The sequence below is a fragment of the Bradyrhizobium sp. SZCCHNS3052 genome (assembly GCF_032484495.1).
GTDB lineage: Bacteria > Pseudomonadota > Alphaproteobacteria > Rhizobiales > Xanthobacteraceae > Bradyrhizobium.
In genome coordinates this window covers 317788-335193 of record NZ_JAUETB010000002.1, presented here as the reverse complement: position 1 = coordinate 335193, position 17406 = coordinate 317788, and the positions used below count along the sequence as shown (strand labels likewise).

The window sequence follows — 17406 nt, the reverse complement described above, 5'->3', positions numbered from 1 at the left end:
AAGAAGAATATTTTTCCCGGCAGGACTGGACAGGGGTGATGCACCTGAAGATGCGGACCAATTCGTCTTTGACGCGCACGCAGGACCGGTTCGACCATCAGCGGCGCCTCGCCGGCCGACACCCACGCAAAACGAGTGCAGAGCCCGCATGCCGCTTTTGCGATCTTTGCAAAATGTATCTATAAATTGGCGGCGGACATCGCGAACGGCGGGGAACGGGGCTGTCATGACGAAGTCATTGAAGGTGGCGATTGCCGAAGGCCTGCCCCCCCAGACGCTGTTCAAGCTGCGCTCGATCAAGCGCGCGCTGATGGGGCAGCCGCCCCCGGAACGGCCGCAGGCTGCTCCGGAGCCAGAGCCCCAGCCCGAGCCTCAACCGGCCCCCGCGCCGGTCGTCGAAGCGGTGTCGGAGCCGCGGACGCGGCAGACCGAAGCCCTGGAACGGCTCGACGCCCACAAGATCAGCGCACCGTACCTGTTCTTCGACATCGACGACGTCCTGATCCTCCCCGCCAAGGAGATCGCGCGCACGCTGACCTTGAGCGTGATGTACATCAACAGCGCCGACGTCAAAGGCGATATCGCCGAATTCGGCACCATGGGCGGTTTCACCGCACGCACCCTGGCGAACGCGATGGTGTTCGACCCGCGCTATCAGCCGAACCAGCCGCTGCGCAAACTGCGCCTGTTCGACAGCTTCGAGGGCCTGCCGGAAATCACGGCGCAGGTCGACCTCGAGTCGCAGCACGTGAAATCGGGCACCTGGTCGAAGGGCGGCTGCCGGATTCTCAGCGCCGCGGATCTGCGGACCATGGTCGAGGCCATCATCCCGCCCAGCCGGGTCGAGATCTATGAGGGCTGGTTCGCCGACACGGTGAAGCTGCTCCCGGACGACACGCGCTTTGCGCTGATCCATTTCGACGGCGACCTGTATTCGTCAACCATGGACGCGCTGGTGCCGTGCTTCGAACGCGGCTTCATCTCGAAGGGCGCCGTGCTTTGCTTCGACGACTGGAACTGCAACGAGGCCGACCCCGAGGCCGGCGAGCGCAAGGCCTGGGCCGACCTCGTCAGCCGCTTCAATATCGTCGCCAGCCATTCCGGCGACTACTCGATCCAGGGTACCAAGTTCATCATTCATTCCTATCTCGGAATGAAGCCGAGGGCTTGAGCAGCATGCGCTTCGCTTTCATTGCGTCGCGGCCCCATGCGGTCAGAGGGTGAGTGCATGAGTTGTCCCTACACCACGCTGCCCACGAGCAGCTTCTGGCGGCAGGCCGTTGCCGAGCGCAGCCCATCCGATCTCGATCCTCATCTGACCGCGCGGCTCCGCTTCGGTCCAGATCAGCGCGTCGCCTCGGCCGGCAGTTGCTTCGCGCAGCACATCTCGCGCGCCCTGAAGGAGCGGGGCTACAATTACCATGTCACCGAGCCCGCACCGCCGCATCTCACGCCCGAGCAGGAGGAGCGCTTCGGCTATGGCGCGTTCTCCGCGCGCTACGGCAACATCTACAGCACCTTGCAGCTTCTGCAGTTGCTGCAACGCGCCTTCGGAGCTTTCCGGCCAGCCGATCAGTTCTGGACAAACAGCGACGGCTGGGTGTTCGATCTGCTGCGCCCCCGCATCACGCCGCGCGGCTACGTCTCGATGGTCGAGGCCGAAGTCGATCTGAAGCAGCATTTGCAGGCGGTGCGGCGGCTCTTCGAAACCACCGACATCTTCATCTTCACGCTCGGTCTGACCGAGAGCTGGGTGTCCAAGCTCGACGGCACGGTGTATCCGACCTGTCCGGGGTGCGGCAGCGCCGGCGACTTCGACGATGCAAAATACGCGTTCCACAATCTCTCGGTCATGGAGACCACCGGCTATCTTGCCGAGGCGATCAACCTGATGTCGGCAGCCAATCCGCGCCTGCAGATCATCCTGACGGTCTCGCCGGTCCCGCTTGCGGCCACCATGGAGCCGCGCCACGTGCTGCAGGCCACGACCTATTCCAAGAGCGTGCTGCGCGTCGCCGCGGAGGAGATGGTCCGGCGCTACGACAACGTGCATTACTTCGCATCCTACGAGATCATCACCAATGCGAAGAACGCGGGAGCGTATTTCGCCGACGATGCGCGCTCGGTCACGTCCGAGGGCGTCGCGCGCGCGATGAAGCTGTTCTTCGCGCAGTTCACCGGCGAGGACGCTGGCGCAGAGGTGCGATCCGCACGTGATGACGAACGAACGCAACCGGCGGCTCCTCCGACCGCGCCGCAGATCATCTGCGACGAGGACGAGTTCTACCGCGCACTGGCCGCGAGCCGTAAACACTGAGGACGAGCGGCGGCTGCGGCCGAGCCTGTGATGTGAGGGGAAGTATCAGCGTGGACACCGAGCTCGAAGCGGTTCTGCCGGTCTATATCGTCGGCGACAGCCATTCCCTGCCGTATCGGAACATGGTGTTCCGCGAGCGCTGGACCGGCGCCTGGGTGATGGCCCGCACCAAGTACATCCCCGGCGCCACGGCGCGGGAGTTCTACGATCCCGCCACCGGCGAGTTTCATCCCGACTTCATCGCCTTCCTCGAATACGAAGGCCTGATCCGGAACGGACGCGCGACGCATCTGTCGATGGACGAGGTCGATTTCGCCATTGCCAAGGCGGTCGGCCAGGCCGTGCGGCCGCCGCTGATCATGATCACCGTCGGCGAGATCGACGTTCGCGGTCCGCTCCTGCAACTCCTCAAGGACACCCACGACTTCGTTCCGCCGTTCGCCACGACGCTGCCTCTGCTCGACAAGCCGCTGGTGCCGTGGGATCTCATCGACGAGGCGATCGAGGCCCGGCTCGGGCCGTTCGTCGCCGGGCTCGACCAGCTGGTCAAAGCCGGCTTCAAGCGCGTCTACGTGCAGAGCGTGGTTCCTCCGACCCGGCAGGAAGCGCGCATCCGCGAACTGCAGAACTACGACTGCCCGGTGTCGGTGCGCACCAAGCTGGTCCAGGCGTTCAACTGGAAGCTGGCGCAGAAGGTGCGTTCGGTGAACCTGTTCATGATCGACCGCTGGCCAGACCTGACGGACGGCGATCTGTTGCGTCCGGAGTTCGATTTCGACGGGGTGCATCTGCCGCCGAAGGGCGCCCGTCTCCTGCTCGAGGCGCTGATCGATCACGCGATCGACAGCCGCGGCCTCGTCGCCAATCATCCGCGATACGAACTGTATTATCGAATGGCGTGCGGCCTGGACCCGTTCCAGCCGACCAAGCCGAACGCAGCATGAGGACAGCATGGCCTTGGGATCGATGATCAGCACCGCCAAGCAGCGGCTCAAGGGCGGCGTCAACCAGGCGCTCGGCGCTCTCGGCTACCGCCTGGTGCGGGCCGACACGCTCGACCGCCTGAATGGACATCTCAGTCCTGACGCAGCCCCCGCAGACAAGAACGGCACGGCGCAGCCACGCCAGTTGACGCTGCTGCCGGCCGCGAACAGCGCCCCGCCGCTGTGCACGGCCCATGCGCCGAAGTTCGATCCGCAGAAGACGCCCAGCCAGCTCGCCGACAAGATCGTCGCGTTCCAGCAGAACGGCGTCACGGTGATCAGCACGAATCCGGAAAAGGCGACCATGTTCCGGGAAACCGAGAGCTTCGATCGCGACGTCAGCAATCGCCACTCGGCGTGGGACTGGGCCGGCAACAGCGTCGCCTCCTACACGCAGGATCTGCAGACCGGGATGCCGTCGGCCGCCCTCGTCGACTATCTGCACGCGCTGTTCAGCGGCGGCGATTTCGATTCCTTCTTCCGCGGTGTGCTCGGCTGCCCGGCCAAGGTCGCCAATGTCCGGCTGGTGCGCTCGAAGCCGCATGTGACCGAGGGCGTCGGCCCCCAGGAATGGCATAGCGACCACTGTCCCGCCGGCGTCATTCGCGGCGTGCTCTATCTCTGCGATGTCGACGAGCAGACCGGTCCGTTCCAGTATCGCGACGCCAATTACCGGGAGCACACGGTTCTGGGCAAGACCGGTGATCTGCTGGTGTTCGACGCAACCCGCCTCATGCATCGCGGCAGCCCGCCGTCGCACAAGACACGCTCCGCGATCGATCTGGTATTCATGCCGCGCATGCCCGACGAGGAGATGACGATCATGGTCGCCGGCATGAACCACTGGCCGGCGGACCCCTTCTTCGTCAAGCTGCCGAAGGAGCGGACCGCAGACGTCCACGACGCGCTGGCCGACGGACGCCGGGCTGCCAGCCTCTATTGACGCATGGCCGCCCGCTTGCACCAGGAATGGAGGACGGCTAAGCCAGGAGGCAGCAGGTGGGCTTGCGCGCGACGGCGCGCTCACCGCCGATGCCGACCTCTGGGTGGCCATGAGCGGGATCGCTCGGAGATTTCGGATGTTCATCCCGTTGCGGCCGGTGCATGCGGAGCCGGCACCGCCACCGAGCGCGGAATCCCGTCTCGGCGTAACGCCGCCTGTTGGGCGTCGCCAGGCGAACACCCCTGTTCGGCGCAGCATCATGTCTGCGCCATCCCTCAAGGTCGTTTTGCGGTCATCGAACAGCGCCGCGTTGGAGATTTGAATGCTGCAACCGTTGAAGAATGCGCTCGCCACCTCGCTGCCGCCGGACGTGCTGTATTGGATGCGCTCGGTGAAACGGGCGATCCTGTTCCAGCCGCCGCTGCCCTGGCCCTATGGAAACGGCAGCAGCAGCGCCAGCGTGCAGGACAGGCCTCCGGCCGTCGCAATCGCAGCCCCGTCCGCCGACACGGTCGATGACGGACGCATCATCCAGGACATCGCACTGGAGAAATACAGCGCGCGGCAGCTTCCCTCGCCCGGCGCGTATTACAGCTATGCCGACGTGCTGATCCTGCCGGCACAGGAGATCGCCAAGACGCTCACGCTGTGCGTCCAGTACATCAACAGCGCCCATGTGAACGGCGACATCGCGGAGTTCGGCACGATGGGCGGCTTCAGCGCCCGCGCAATCGCCACGTCGATGGTGTTCGACCTGCAGCGCCAGCCGCTCGGCAAGAGCGCGTCCGGTGAAAACCCGTTCCGTATTCTACGCCTGTTCGACAGCTTCGAGGGCCTTCCCGAGATCACCTCGCCGGTCGACCAGGTCGCGCCGCACGTCATCTCCGGCGCGTGGGCCAAGGGCGGCTGCAAGGTGCTGGCCGCGCCGCAGTTGAGCGCGCTGATCGGCAAGATCATTCCGCCGCACCGCTTTCAACTCTACGAAGGCTGGTTCGCCGACACCGTGAAGACGCTGCCGCCCGAGACGCGGTTTGCGATGATCCATTTCGACGGCGACCTCTACCAGTCGACCATGGATGCGCTCGTCCCGCTGTTCGAGCGCGGCATGATCTCGACTGGCGCCGTCATCTGCTTCGACGACTGGAACGCCAATCGTGCCATTCCGACCACGGGCGAACGGCAGGCCTGGAAGGAGCTGGTCGAGATGTTCGCGATCGAGGCCTCCAACGGCGGCGACTATTCGGTCGGCGGCACTCGCTTCATCATCCACTCCTATCGCGGCATCCCGGCCGATCCGACCTGACGCTGCTCACGGCGGCGGCCGCTGGGCCGGGCCGAGCAGGCTGTCGATGGTGTGGCGCGCCAGGAAGATGGCCCCGGGCACCGTGAGGTGCCCGGGATCGAATGCCGTCAATTGCGAGCCGCCCGGGCCGATCCGGCTGAGACAGCCTTCGTCGTTGCAGAACACGTCGCGCACGGAGATGTAGTCGATGCCGAGCTGACGGGTCAGCTCGCGAAACAGCGCGTCGCGGCCGCGCGTCCATTCGTCGTTGGAGCGGAACAGGGTCCGCTCCGGCAACACGGTTCCGGTCTGCCGGTAGTAGTCGAGCACGTTGTGCGACAGGCCGACGCCCTGCCAGCTCGGCGGCGGTCCCATCAGCACGATCTTCGCAATCCCGTTGGCCCTGAGCAGCGCGACCGTGCGCGGCAGATCCTCGCGCAGCACGGACTCGGCGTGGCCCCAGGTCGCGTCGAGGATGACGACGTCCGGCCGGAGACGGCCGATCCGCAACACGACGTCGTCGTTGATGCTCTTGCAGAACGGCCGGGCCTCCAACGTGTAGCCGATCAGCGGCGGGCAGGCAGAGGCCGTATATTGCGCGACGTCATAGCCGCGCTCCGTCGACAGATGCAGCAGCCCTGGATAGAGCGCTGCGCCGTAGGAATCGCCCCAGATCAGCAGCAGCGGCCGGCGCCCCTGCCCGGCGCAGTCGGCGCCGAACGCGGAGGCTGGTTGCAGCAGCAGCAGGCAGCGGCCGCGGCGCCAGTGCGAGGAGGTCTCGGAGCCCGAGAGCATGAAGCCCCTGATCTCCGGCGCGAATCGGACCGGCAGGCCGCGCGTGCTCGTCGCCGCGACGCCGATCGGGATCATGGCCGCCATCACGGCCAGCAAAGATCCCGCCCGCCACGCGACGGGCGCGGCTCCGAACCTGATCGGCAGTTCGATGAAGCGATAGGTGAGCCAGGCCAGCACGGCGCTCAGCCCGAGCACCGCGAGCAGGATCCACGCCGGAGCCGCGCCGCCGAACTGCAGCTTGGTGAAGGCGATCAGCGGAAAGTGCCAGAGATAGAGCGGGTAGCTGATCAGGCCGACGAACACCAGTGCGGGCCACGCCAACACCCGCTGAACCAGCGTACCGCCGGCCGCAATCAGGGCCATGGTCGCCAGCACGGGCACCGTGGTGCGAATGCCGGGCCAAGGCGAGGCGGCGCTGAACGCGAAGAAGGCGACGGCGATGCCCACCACGCCAACAGCCGCGAGCGCATTGCTGGTGGCCGCATCGATCGGGCGATCGGCGCGCCGGCGCAGCCACACCGCCAGGAGCGAGCCGGCCAGCAGCTCCCAGCCCCGCGTGGTCGGGGAATAGAACGCCCACGCCGCCTCTCTTGCGGGAGTCGACAGGCAGACCACCAGAGAGCCGCACGCGAGTGCGGCCACGATGGCCGCCTTCCGTGACGGCCATCGGGCGATCAGCACGAACATCGCGGGCCAGACGATGTAGTACTGCTCCTCGATGCCGAGCGACCACAGATGCAGCAGCGGGAGGCGCTCCGCACCGGGATCGAAATAGCCCACGATCTGCTCGTGCAGCATGAAGTTCTCGATGAAGGCGGCGGCGCCCTTGATGTTGGACCCGAGCGCTTCCATCTCGGCGACCGGGAATACGAACCAGGCGATCACGAACGTCGCCAGCACCACGGTGATGAGAGCCGGGAAGATCCGGAGGATGCGGCGGGCGTAGAAGGTCGCGAAACTGAAGCTGTTGTCCTCGCACTGCCGATCGATGATGCCCGTGATCAGATAGCCGGAGATCACGAAGAACACGTCGACGCCGGCAAAACCGCCGGGCAGCAGCCGCGGGAAGGTATGAAAGACGAGCACGGCGACGACGGCGATCGCGCGCAGGCCGTCGATGTCGGGACGATAGAGCAGCGCGTGCGCCCGGCTGATCGGCCGCGCATGGCGATCCGCTGCGGCCGCATGATCAAGGCTTTCGGTGATCGCCATTCTCACGCATTCCCTGAAACGCTCGCGTCTTTTCCAGAGCGCCGACGAGGTCGCGGGTGAAATCGGCCGCGCCCCTGGCGTCGAGATGGCCGCCGCCATCCCAGCTCGAATAGTCGGTCCGCGCCGGCAAGGCCGTCTCGACGCCGAGCGCAGCCGCGATCTCACGAACCTGGGTCAGGCAGCCGTGAAAATTGGGAACGAGGGTCAGGACCACGGGCGCGCCCAGCGATTGCACGAGGTCGCGCGCATTGGCGATCACGTCGGGCGTGGTGTGACAATCGGGATCGCGCGTCATCTTCACGCCCGGGTTGCCGTCGGCGAGAAAGCGCGGAAACGTGCTCATGTCGGCCGCGCCGGTGCGATCATCGCGGTCGAAGCGCGGCAGCGGTCCGGATCGCGGGCCGGTGAGCGCCTGGCGCCATGGCCGCGTCACGTCCTCGAACCGCCAGCGCAGATTGCGCCGGATGATCTCGTAGGTCGCGCCGTAGCGACTGAGCTTCGTGCTCGGGATCGGACGGACGTCGGCGCCGAACGCGCGCGTCAGGTTGCGGTGGAAGAAGTTGCCGCCGCCGCCGCCATCGTCGGCGTTCAAGATCCACAGGCGCGGATGGAGGTGATACTTCAGCGCGATCTGCCGCGCGAACTCGCCGCTGGCAACGCCGACGAACGCCATGTTGTAGAACTTCAGGCCGTAGGGCTGCTCGAGGCGCTCGCGCATGACGGTCTCGTCGAGCGCAAACGACACCAGGGATGAGCCGAGGATGATGACGTCGGCCTGGCGGGCGTTGTCGATCGACCGGCCGATGCCATGGTAGAACAGATCCTGGTCCTGGATCTCGGTGACGCTGTCGCCGCCGAAATTGCGGTACCATGACCGATCGCCGGCCCTGCTGATCGCGCTGAAATGGTCGCCGCCCTGCGCTGCCAGCCACAGGCTGACACCGCCCAGCATCGCCGCCACCAGTCCAAGCACGCTAGCGAGATAGCGGCCTCCCGCGCGGCCGAGGTCGTCGTTCCCGGCCTCGTATCCGGCGCGACCGCTCTGCTCTGTCCGACGATCCATGGTGGCCCCGGGGCGGACGACGCGGCTATTTATCGAAGCCAGGCAACGCCTCCAGCGCCTGTCTGGCAATGAAGAGGGAGCCGGGGTTAGTCAAATGGCCGCTGTCATACGCGGTCAGGTCCGATCCGTCCGCGCCGATCCGCGCCAGACAGCCGTCATCGTTGCACATCATGCGGCGTGCCGAGATGTACTGGATGCCCACGCGCTGCGCCTGCGCCTCGAGGAACTCGTCCAGCGCCCGCGTCCAATTGTCGTTGGAGCGGAATTTGGTGCGCGCCGGCAGCAGCGAATGCGTCCGGAAATAATAGTCGAGAATGTTCGCCGGCAGGCTTTCGCCAAGCCAGGTCGCCGGCGGCCCGAGCAGGACGATCTTCGGGACGTTGAGCTCCTTCAATGCCGTGACCGTTCTGTCCAGCCCGTTGCGCAGGTCGTCCGGACCATAGCTCCAGGTCGAATAGAACACGACCAGATCCGGCTTCAGCTCGGCGACCTTCTGGATGACGAAGTCGTTCGCGCCCTTGCAGAACCGCCGTTCCGGATGGACGAAACCGAGCAGCGGCGGGCAGGCGGAGGCTGTGTATTCCGCGACCTCGAATCCTCGCTCGGCACCGAAATGAGCGAGTCCCGGATAGAGCGAGGCGGCATAGGAGTCGCCCCAGACCAAAATGAGCGGATGGCGGCCGGTGCCGGCGCATTCCGGTGAGAATTCGGACGCGCTCTGATCCGGCTTCAGCAGGCATTTGTCGGCCCGCCAGAAGCGGGCCGTCTCGCTGCCGTCCAGCATGAAGCCGCGAAGCTCGGCGGGAATGCGCGCCGGCAGGCCATTGGTGCGGTCGGCGACCACGCCGACGATGCCCAGCGCGACCATGCCGCCGACGAGTCCGCCGACCTTGAGCGGCACCAGGCGCCGGCCGAAGCGGATCGGCCGCTCGATGAAGCGGTAGGTGGCCCAGGCAAGCACCAGGCTGGCCACGATGATCGCACCCATGACCCACGCCGGCACGGGATCGATGAACTGGATGCGCGCATAGGCCATCAGCGGGTAGTGCCAGAGATAGAGCGGATAGCTGATCAGGCCGACAAAGATCGCCGGCGTCGCGGACAGCACATAACGATGCACCAGCGTGCCGCTGGTCGCGATCAGGGCGGCTGCGCCCAGCACGGGCAGCAACGTGTGAACGCCCGGATGCGGGGTGAGCCGACCGTAGCGCCAGAACGCGACCACGATCGCGAGCATCGCGGCCAGCGCGATGAGCTCGCGAACGAGCGGGACGTCGATTAGCGGCAGCGGACGAGCCTCCGCACTGCGCCCATTGACCCAGAGCGCCAGTCCCGAGCCGACCAAGAGCTCCCACGCCCGCGTCACCGGCAGATAGAACGCATATTCGGGCGCGCGCGGCTGCACGATCAGGCACGCGACGAACGACGCCGCCGCCAGCGCGACCGTGATCGCCAGGCTCCTGCGCCGCCATGAGCCGATCAGCATCAGCAGCAGCGGCCAGACGATGTAGTATTGCTCCTCGATCGCCAGCGACCACAGATGCAGCAGCGGCTTCTTCTCGGCGGCGAGGTCGAAATAGCCGACCTGCCCGAGCAGGATGAAGTTCTGGATGAAGACGGCGCCGCCGGCAATGTTGGTGCCGAGCGACTTCAGCTCGCGCGGCGGCAGGAAGAACCAGGCGATCAGGAAGGTGACCAGCACCACCGTGATCAGCGCCGGAAAGATGCGGCGGATCCGGCGGGCATAGAAATCGGCGATGCTGAACGTCTTCGACAGCATCTGCTTGTGGATGATCCCGGTGATTAGATAACCGGAAATGACGAAGAAGATGTCGACGCCGTAGAAGCCGCCGGGGACGGCCGCGGGAAACGCGTGGTAGAGAAGGACCGGCAGCACGGCGACGGCACGCAGGCCGTCGATGTCGGCGCGATAGCCGAGCGGGGTAGCGCGGGCTTCTTCCAGGGACATGTTCGGTTGGGCGAAGTTCATCGGACCGTTTCGTTTCAGGAGCGATCGAGCAGCGACGCCGCATATTTGTCCAGGAAATAGCGGGACGGCCGTGAATTGCCGAAGAATCCCTGGATGTTCACACATTTCTCCCAGGCATCGTCGACCGGCGGAATGACGGGCGCCGCCCCGGACGACAGATCCAGCACCTCCCGGGTGGTCTCCAGGATCTCGTCGGCGGAGCTCTCGCCGACCGTGAGGCCGGCCGCCTTGACCGTCTCATAGGTCGGGAACGTCCAGCGCCATGTCTCGGAGGTGACGTCGCTCAACGACAGCATGCGCCCCTCGCGCGTATGCACGGGCTTGAGCGAGAAGCGCGTATCCTTCGACCACAGCAAGCCGACGGAGCTCAAGGCGTTCACCATGGCGGTCGGAATGCCGAAGCTGGTCGCGACATAGGCGAAGCCCGAGGTCGTGCCGATGAACATGCGGGCACGGCGCATCAGGTGAATGTCCATCTCCGCCACCTGATCCTCGCTTCGCGCGTAGTCGACCACGCGCGGCATGTCCGGCAGCGGCGGCGCCTTGCGTCCGCCCATGCGGATCACCCAACCGCCCTGCTGGGTGATGTAGCGGACGGTCTCGAGATAGTTGCCGATGGTGGCGCTCCGGATCGACTCGCCCGTGCCGAGGGTCTCGCCGCGCGCCTCGGCGTCGCGCATGTGCAGGCACACGAACCAATCACCGGGCGCGAGCCCCCATTTCCGACGCAGCGACTGGTACAGCAGCTCGGTCCTGTCGTCCGCCTGCATGCGCGCGTCATAGATGTCGCACAACGGGAACCCCTTGCCCTCGCGCTCCCACTGCTGGAGCGCCATCGCACCTGCATCGTTCCAATACATCGTCCGGCCATCCTCGAACTGGAACGCCTGATGCGAGTCACCGAGGAAAGGCGTCAGGCTGGCGAGCTCGTACCAGACACCGGGAGAAACGTTCTCACCCAGGGTGAGCGTCGGACAAATCTCGGAAAACAGCGACAGGAACGGCTTGTTGGCGATCCGATCCTTGTAGGCGAGCAGGACCGGCTGTCCCTTCCACCAGCCCATGCTCCGCATCATCAGGTGCACGTTCAGATGACCATTGTGACCGATCAGCGCGCTCCAGTCGGGTGAAAGCAATCTGACGTCGCCGAGCTCGACACCGATCCCGTCGAGCACGCGCTTCAGCTCGGCGGACGGCTTCGGAAGCTGACGGCGAAGGCGACGCTGCGTGTCCAGACCGCGGCTGTACACGAGAGGAACCTTGTCTCCTTCCCCGTTGTGGTAGGTCCTCAGCAGGAGTTCGCGATAAGCATAGAACAGGTAGATGTCGAGACAGACCATGCGGTCAGGCAGATATCTGGGAAGGCTTTCCCAGTACTGCCCGGACGCGTCCAGCTTTCGAAGGACGCCCGTCGAATCGACGAGACCGAGTTCCTGCATCAGGCGGACGATCACCTCGCGGTCGCGGAAGAAATAAGGAATGAATTGCTCGACCGGGACGTCCCTCGGAACGTGATCGAACTCGACACGCCCGCGAAAAGCCCGTTCCTCATATTGAAAGTTGCGATGCTCCAACATCATCCGGACGAAGGTCCGCATCGCCGGCGACCGCTCGGCAACCTGCTGCCAGTCGAGAAAATGAATCTGCGTCAGCAGATCCATCGAGTAGCCGTCACCGACGACGCCCGTTCCGTGCAAGGCGAGCTCGGCGATCGGGCGCTCCCCGTCCCACCTCAACCGGCGGAACAGCGGCAGCGCTTCTTTCCGGTATCCCGCGAGTAGAAGATAGAATGCAACCTCGTTCGGGTAGCGCTCCCAAACAGAGCTGTTGAAGATCCAGGGCAGGTGCCGGCCCAGGAAGGGACCGCAGAAAAAGACGAAGTGGCGGTCCAGGCCCGGATGCTGGAAGAAGTGGCGGAATTGTACCGTCAGCCAAAATCTCGCCCTGAACGGCAACACCGTGAATGCCAGATTGCGCAGAAAATGCCGACCCGGAAGCCGCGCGAGAAGGCGCAACAGAGGATAATATCGGCCGAATGTACGTTCCGCGCGAGTCAGGTCGTGGACCGGAGCGCTGCCGACGGGCCGGCCCTCGGTCGAAATGGTGTCGAGCGGCAAACCGCACCTCCGGCGCAACCTCGGAAACAGCAGGCAACGATTACTGTGAAGGCCCGACCCGATCAACCCGAATCGGGCGAAAGAAGCCGCCACCTCCCGTCGGAAAGCCGCCGTCCTCGCGTGTCGCTGGCGGTGGTCCGCTCAGGTCCCCCTCTCCTGACGGGCGGCGAGCGCCTGGACTGGCGGCCAACCCACGCGCGCTCTATGCTCGTGCCACGCTTGGGCGCGATCCCTGTCCAGTCCGGAAAGCTGGCAGGCCTGTTTCAATGCCGGGCGGTTGTGCTGCCGAAGCAGTGCGCCGGTGAAACCTTCGCTTTCGTCATGGGGCCTTGGAAATGTTCGTCGAGTCCGTCCACTCAAATCCAGCCGGGCATCCCGCGCCACGCCAACGCAGTCGGGTCCAGGCGTTGAAGTCGAACCTCGCCGGCCGTGCCGCGAGGGCGATCGGCTGGTTTCTGAATGCAGCCGGGCAGGAACGCGCGGAATCGTTGAAGGACCTGATCTTCGCCCTGTTGACCTTCAGACAGGCCTTCATGGTGGCGCTCGTCTTCCACCGCTATGCACACCGGAACGAGTTTGACCGGCAATTCCGCTATTTCTGCGGTCCCGACATCGAAAAAGAGATGCAATGGGTGCTCACCCGCGGCCACTCGGGTCAGTACTGCAACGAGCTGATCCTCTTCCTTCTCATGTGCGAGAAGGAGAAGCGCGTTCTGGAGCTGTTTCCCAGAATCGACTGGGACCGGGTCGATGACGAGTTCATGGAGGCGATCGGCAAGCTGACGAAAAAGCTGACATCCGGCTACTTCATGGAGCTGCTGGCGCAGGCCCACACCATCAATTGGACCGCGCTTCGTCCGCAGGACCTGCGCCGGTTTGCCGAGCTGATCAAGATCATGCTGGAGCACCGGAATTTTCGTTTCGAGCAGACGTCCTTCGAAGGACGGCAATACGATGCGCGCCGAGACGGCGACCCCGAGCCGTTCGAAGCCCCGCTCGACCGCTATGTTCCCGACTTCTTCTGCGACAAGGAGCTGATCGAGACCCTCGTCACTCAGCTCGGTCTCCCCCGGCACGACGATATCCTCGCCGCACGCGAGGACCGCGGCCAATACTGGGAGCGCTTTCCCGCCGATCATCCGCAGCGCAAGGTGTTGTCGGAGATCAACCTGTTCTACGCCTATCGCCACCTGCTGCTGACGACATATCACAGCGGCGAGGGCTTCCATGTCCCGCAGGTCTACACCAAGCTGACGGAGACACAGAAGCGGTTGCGCCGTCATCTTCCCGCGCCCAGCCCCGAGCTCAAGGCCCTTCTCAAGAAGCTCGACACCGATCTGTCGGACGTCAGGCTGCTCTCGCCGGACTGGAGCGCGTTGATCGGCCATAACGGCCATCTCAACGTTCATCTGATGATGCGCGAGATGGGGTGGTGGCAGGGCCAGCCGCTGCTCCTGGCCTACAAGGACCGGATCGCCAACAAGCCGTTCCTATCGCTGTTCTCGGAGATCTGTCCGACGCTCACCCTGGGGGAGAACGTCACGGCCGGAGTCTGGCACGAACTCGCCAGCCTCACCCCGTTCATCGGCGACTCCCACCAGGCATTCCGCTTCGAGGACGGACGCGCGGTGTACTGGAACGATGCGGGCTCACTCGCGCTCAAGCAATGGGAAAGCCGGCAGCGAAGCTTTCCGCTGCGCGACATCTACGACCGCCGCCTGCTTTCCGACAACCGCGTCGAGCAGACGTACCAAGACTACCGGCGCAAGTGGGGCATGGCGGACGGCGACTGGTTCGTCTGCCTGCACGTGCGGGATGCCCAGACCCGGAATGATACCGAAGGCGTCGGCGAATCCATCCGCAACGCGTCGCTCGCGAGCTATCTCGATGCCGTCCGCCACATCACCGAATGCGGCGGATGGGTTGTCCGGATGGGCGGTCGCAAGGTGCCGCCGTTCCCGCAAATGGAACGCGTGGTGGACTACGCCCGCAGCGACGACGCGTTTCCGGAGATGGACATTCACTTGATGCGCCGTGCCCGCATGTTCATCGGCACGACCTCCGGCTTCGCCTATGTGGCAAGCAGCTTCGGCATCCCGACTGCGATGGTCAATGCATTGAGCTCGATCGGCCTGCTATGGTCGACGGACACCCGCTTCGCGCTCAAGCCCGTGCACAGGGCGGATGGCCAGATGCTTTCGCTGAGCGAATGGACCTCGGAAGAGTATCGCTGGGCTTACCCTACCCATGAATCCATGGCGCGTGCCAAACTCGTCGTGAGCGAGAGCAGCTCGGACGAAATCCTGGAAGCCGTGCGCGAGGTGCTCGAAATCTCCGATCCCCGGCGGAAAGGACCCGCCCCCGGCGTGGTCGGCAAATGGGAGCGTCACGTCCAGGTGCCGGGCTTCTTCGGCAGTTCACGGCCGAGCAGGTATTTCCTCGAGAAATACGCTCAGGACCTGCTGAGAGAACCGTGAGGACAGCGCGATGCATCAAGCGATGCCGCCCGGACCTGGCGCGCACCTGAGGACGTCGGCCGCGAACAGTAGGGCCGTGCTGTCGGACTAACGTTGTCGCGCCCTGGCGACCTCGGGAAGGCTCCTCTGCGGGGCCGCTCCAGGCACCAAGAATGCGCTTTCGTACTTCGCGAGATAGTGGGCACTGATCGTGCCGCCGCCGTAATAGTGAGGCGGCACAAGCTGCTCCCTCCAGAGCGACAAGAGTTGCTGCGAGGCTGTGTCGGCCGCATGTCCGCAAGCGAGATCGACGACCTCTTCGACGACCGCGAGGATTTCGTCTGACGTGTTGTTCAACGGCTGCGCTCCGTTGCGGCTGAGAACGCAGGCGTCGAACAGGCGCCAGCGCCAAGGCGGCGAGGTGAGCTGCGTCTGGGTCAGCATCTTTCCGTCGGCGAGACGCACCGGCTTCAGCGCAAACCGAACAGCGCTGTTCCACAATTGCGGATCCGTGGTGATGCAATTCACGAGGGCACTTGGAATGCCGAAGCTGATCGCGACATTCGTCAACCCTGAAGTCGTGCCAATGAAGGCTTTGGCATTCCGGATGAGGCAGATGTCCATCAGTTCGGATCTGAACTTGCTCTGAGCATAATCGATTGCACGGTCGAGCGGCGGAAGTCCGGGTGAATTTGGACCACCGAGCTTGATCACCCAGCCGCCCCTGCGGGTGACCGCGTGGATCGCATCGAGGTAGGTCTCGATCGGCGCATTGCGATGGGTCTGGCCGGTGCCGTCGACCTCGGAATAATGGGAACCGTCGCGGGTGTGCAGGCACACGTACCAGTCGTCCGGCTTCATGCCCCAGGATTCGCGCATCCGCCGATAGTCGTCCTGCAATTTCGGCGCCGCCTCGTAGATGCGGTCGTACTCGTCGCGCAAGGGATGCCCGCGGCCATCCCGCTCCCACTGCAGGATGGCAAGCGCCCCGGCTTCCTGCCACGGCACCACGTCGCCGTTCGGCAGTCGAAACACGTTGAAGTTCATGCCGTACCAACGCTGCAGCGACAGCAGCTCTTCGCCGAGCGCGTGAGAGATGGTTTCCCCGATCACGACGATATCGGCGAACCTTTCGAACAGCCGAAGAAACGCCCTGTTCGCCACGCAGTTCGGTCGCACGACGATCAGCGGTCGTCCCGACCACCACCCCAGGTCGCGCATTCGGAACAGGATGTCCAGCATCCCGAGGTGACCGATCTGGGTCGTCCATTCCTCGGGAAGGACCCGCAATTGCTCCAGTGGAATTCCCAACCTGCGCAACAGGTGGCTGGCCTCCGCTGATACGGCCGGCGCCGCCTTGCCGAGCAGCTCCGACTGCGCCGCAAGCGCTCTCGTGAACAGACCGATGCCGACGTCGCCAGAGCCGACATGAGTCACGCGCTGGCCGGTGAAGTTGCAGAGATCGAACAGCCTGCCCGCGGAGCCGCAGGTGAAATCGAGGGGGTTGGGATGATAGTTCCGCGCCGGCCGCGACGCCATGTTCTGGTGAGGACGCATGTAGTCGGGAATGCCACGGCATGCGTCCGACATGCATTCGACGGCGCGGGCCTCATTGCCCACCATGATCTCGAGCATGCCCTTGAGAAAGGCGAGATGTATCTCCGATTCCGACCTTGCCGTCAGATCCAGCTGGGAGGCCAGCCGATAGGCCTTGTCGAACTCCCCGAACTCGAAGAGCGCGCGAATCATCATGTTCGCCAGTTCCGGCGAGCGGGCTGCGAGTTGATCCTGGAGGACCAGATCATAGGCTTCCCAATCGGCCCCGATCCGAAGCAGCAGTTCCGCTGACAGCATTGGAAAGCACCGTCCGAGCAATCCCGAAAACCGCAGGTCCGGATCCTTCGCCAGCAGAGACGCGCAGTGGACCTGATAGGCTCTTTGCAGCAGGCGGCGATCGCGAAGTTCTCCGATCTCGAACAAGGCGAGGATCAGGAAGGCCAGCCGCGGCGGCAGCAGGCGCAGCAGCTTGGCAGTCCCGACGATCAGGATGCGCGCCCATCGCTGCGGCCCCAGCAGAGACCGCTCTCCCCAACGGGCCGATTCGGCTGGCAGAGTCTCCAGTGCGTTGAACAGCTCAAGGAATCCGCGTCTGCGCACTGGGCTCTGCAGAACTAGCGGCTCCTTGAAGCGCTGCATCGGCTACCCCAAATCCGTCTTCGGCTCACGGCCAGGCCCCCGTTCTCGAACA

At 64.8% G+C, this 17406-nt stretch carries 11 protein-coding genes; 6 read left to right on the top strand and 5 right to left on the bottom strand.

Annotation, left to right across the window (positions count from 1 at the left end; translation table 11 throughout):
• The first annotated feature begins 226 nt into the window (after positions 1-226).
• The 5 genes from QX073_RS09715 to QX073_RS09695 all read left to right on the top strand — a co-directional run bounded on the left by QX073_RS09715 (position 227) and on the right by QX073_RS09695 (position 5546).
• Positions 227-1171 (top strand): TylF/MycF/NovP-related O-methyltransferase, encoded by a 945-nt coding sequence (locus tag QX073_RS09715; protein WP_315712808.1) that lies wholly within the window; start codon positions 227-229, stop codon positions 1169-1171.
• Between the two features lie 57 nt (positions 1172-1228).
• On the top strand, positions 1229-2317 hold the full coding sequence (locus QX073_RS09710; RefSeq protein ID WP_316225677.1) for a GSCFA domain-containing protein: 1089 nt from the start codon (positions 1229-1231) through the stop codon (positions 2315-2317).
• 50 nt (positions 2318-2367) lie between these two features.
• On the top strand, positions 2368-3261 hold the full coding sequence (locus tag QX073_RS09705) for a hypothetical protein (RefSeq protein ID WP_316225676.1): 894 nt from the start codon (positions 2368-2370) through the stop codon (positions 3259-3261).
• Between the two features lie 7 nt (positions 3262-3268).
• Complete coding sequence (locus QX073_RS09700) at positions 3269-4243, top strand: hypothetical protein (RefSeq protein ID WP_316225675.1); 975 nt, start codon at positions 3269-3271, stop codon at positions 4241-4243.
• A gap of 322 nt (positions 4244-4565) precedes the next feature.
• Positions 4566-5546: a TylF/MycF/NovP-related O-methyltransferase gene (locus QX073_RS09695; protein ID WP_315825070.1), complete on the top strand. Its 981-nt coding sequence runs from the start codon at positions 4566-4568 to the stop codon at positions 5544-5546.
• Between the two features lie 6 nt (positions 5547-5552).
• Here QX073_RS09695 and QX073_RS09690 read toward each other — a convergent pair whose 3' ends face one another.
• Genes QX073_RS09690 through QX073_RS09675 form a run of 4 tightly spaced genes read right to left on the bottom strand, consistent with a single transcriptional unit; the run spans position 5553 to position 12543 of the window.
• Positions 5553-7532 carry an acyltransferase family protein gene (locus QX073_RS09690; RefSeq protein WP_316225674.1) on the bottom strand — a complete coding sequence of 660 codons (1980 nt, stop codon included), beginning with the start codon at positions 7530-7532 and terminating at the stop codon, positions 5553-5555.
• Positions 7510-8595 carry a hypothetical protein gene (locus QX073_RS09685; RefSeq protein ID WP_316225673.1) on the bottom strand — a complete coding sequence of 362 codons (1086 nt, stop codon included), beginning with the start codon at positions 8593-8595 and terminating at the stop codon, positions 7510-7512. The genes QX073_RS09690 and QX073_RS09685 overlap by 23 nt, the downstream gene beginning before the upstream one ends.
• Before the next feature lie 25 nt (positions 8596-8620).
• Positions 8621-10585 (bottom strand): acyltransferase family protein, encoded by a 1965-nt coding sequence (locus QX073_RS09680; protein WP_315712821.1) that lies wholly within the window; start codon positions 10583-10585, stop codon positions 8621-8623.
• A 14-nt stretch (positions 10586-10599) separates the two neighbouring features.
• Entirely contained in the window at positions 10600-12543 is a 1944-nt protein-coding gene (locus QX073_RS09675) for a TIGR04372 family glycosyltransferase (RefSeq protein WP_316225672.1), read from the bottom strand.
• Between the two features lie 566 nt (positions 12544-13109).
• On the opposite strand from QX073_RS09675, the gene QX073_RS09670 reads away from it, so the two are divergent.
• Positions 13110-15179 carry a TIGR04372 family glycosyltransferase gene (locus QX073_RS09670; RefSeq protein WP_316225671.1) on the top strand — a complete coding sequence of 690 codons (2070 nt, stop codon included), beginning with the start codon at positions 13110-13112 and terminating at the stop codon, positions 15177-15179.
• Between the two features lie 87 nt (positions 15180-15266).
• Here the strand turns inward: QX073_RS09670 and QX073_RS09665 are convergent, their stop codons facing one another.
• Positions 15267-17354: a TIGR04372 family glycosyltransferase gene (locus tag QX073_RS09665; RefSeq protein ID WP_316225670.1), complete on the bottom strand. Its 2088-nt coding sequence runs from the start codon at positions 17352-17354 to the stop codon at positions 15267-15269.
• Positions 17355-17406 lie beyond the last annotated feature (52 nt).

Excerpts from the sequence above, each read along its gene's own strand:
- QX073_RS09715 (WP_315712808.1), top strand. The coding sequence starts at position 227 with ATGACGAAGTCATTGAAGGTGGCGATTGCCGAAGGCCTGCCCCCCCAG.
- QX073_RS09710 (WP_316225677.1), top strand. The coding sequence starts at position 1,229 with ATGAGTTGTCCCTACACCACGCTGCCCACGAGCAGCTTCTGGCGGCAG.
- QX073_RS09695 (WP_315825070.1), top strand. The coding sequence starts at position 4,566 with ATGCTGCAACCGTTGAAGAATGCGCTCGCCACCTCGCTGCCGCCGGAC.
- QX073_RS09685 (WP_316225673.1), bottom strand. The coding sequence starts at position 8,595 with ATGGATCGTCGGACAGAGCAGAGCGGTCGCGCCGGATACGAGGCCGGG.
- QX073_RS09690 (WP_316225674.1), bottom strand. The coding sequence starts at position 7,532 with ATGGCGATCACCGAAAGCCTTGATCATGCGGCCGCAGCGGATCGCCAT.
- QX073_RS09700 (WP_316225675.1), top strand. The coding sequence starts at position 3,269 with ATGGCCTTGGGATCGATGATCAGCACCGCCAAGCAGCGGCTCAAGGGC.
- QX073_RS09680 (WP_315712821.1), bottom strand. The coding sequence starts at position 10,585 with ATGAACTTCGCCCAACCGAACATGTCCCTGGAAGAAGCCCGCGCTACC.
- QX073_RS09665 (WP_316225670.1), bottom strand. The coding sequence starts at position 17,354 with ATGCAGCGCTTCAAGGAGCCGCTAGTTCTGCAGAGCCCAGTGCGCAGA.